Source organism: Xanthobacter autotrophicus, from assembly GCF_029991245.1.
Classification (GTDB): domain Bacteria; phylum Pseudomonadota; class Alphaproteobacteria; order Rhizobiales; family Xanthobacteraceae; genus Xanthobacter; species Xanthobacter autotrophicus_C.
The window spans coordinates 1-1,001 of sequence record NZ_JAIVFO010000309.1 but is presented as its reverse complement, the minus strand read 5'-3'; the positions used below and the strand labels follow the sequence as shown (position 1 = coordinate 1,001).

Genomic DNA, 1,001 nt, shown 5'->3' with positions numbered 1-1,001 from the left:
GGACAAGCCGGCGAGCCCCACCCCCGCCGATCCCGCCGCGGCAAATCCGGCGCCTGCAAACCCCGCACGCGGCGAAACGGTGGACCAGGCCATCTGCCGCCTCATCGATGCGGCGGCGGCAAAAGAGGGCCTGCCGGCCGCCTTCCTCACCCGCCTCATCTGGCGCGAAAGCTCGTTCCGCCCGCACGTGGTGAGCCACAAGGGCGCACAGGGCATCGCCCAGTTCATGCCCGGCACGGCGAAGGAGCGCGGGCTCGAAAATCCGTTCGATCCGGAAGCGGCGATCCCGGCCTCGGCGGCGCTGCTCGCCGACCTCAACCGTCGCTTCGGCAATCTGGGTCTGGCGGCGGCGGCCTACAATGCCGGTCCCGGACGCGTCTCCGGCTTCCTCAATGGCGGCGGACTGCCGGAGGAGACGCGCGCCTACGTGCGCATCATCACCGGGCGCCCGGCGGAGGACTGGGGGGCGCTGCGGCGCCAGGGTACGGACAAGGGAACCGATAAAGGCGCAGACCAGGGAACAGACAAGGCGAGCGCGACGCCTCCCGTCCCGCAGGAGCCCTGCCTTGCCACCGTCGCCGCCCTGCGCAAGGGCGCGCCGGCGCCGCTGGCGGGAGAGCCCGCCAACCCGCTGTTCGCCCCCTGGGGGGTGCAGATTTCCGGCAATTTTTCGCGCGACATCGCGCTCGCCTCGTTCCGCCGGGAGGCGACCCGCCATCCCGCCGTGTTCGCGGACCTGACCCCGGTGATCGTGGCGACGCGGGTGGGCGGACGCGGCCCGCGCACCTTCTATCGCGTGCGGCTCCCGGCCCAGACCAAGGCCGAGGGCATGAAAGTGTGCGACCGCCTGCGCAAGGCCGGCGGCGCCTGCCTGGTGCTGCCGAACTGAGGCGCGCGCGGGGGACCCGACGGCAGGATTGCCCTCGTCCCCCCGCAGGCGGCCGCCTCTCCCGCCGGCGCGCTGCGGCCCCCTCTCCCGCGTGCGGGGGAGGGTTGGGGAG

General features: G+C 73.5%; 1 protein-coding gene. It reads left to right on the top strand.

The window, feature by feature from the left end:
* Positions 1 to 889, top strand: an 889-nt coding sequence (locus K9U41_RS22940; protein WP_282643147.1) for a lytic transglycosylase domain-containing protein, incomplete at its 5' end; no start/stop codon positions are given.
* Positions 890 to 1,001: the final 112 nt, after the last annotated feature.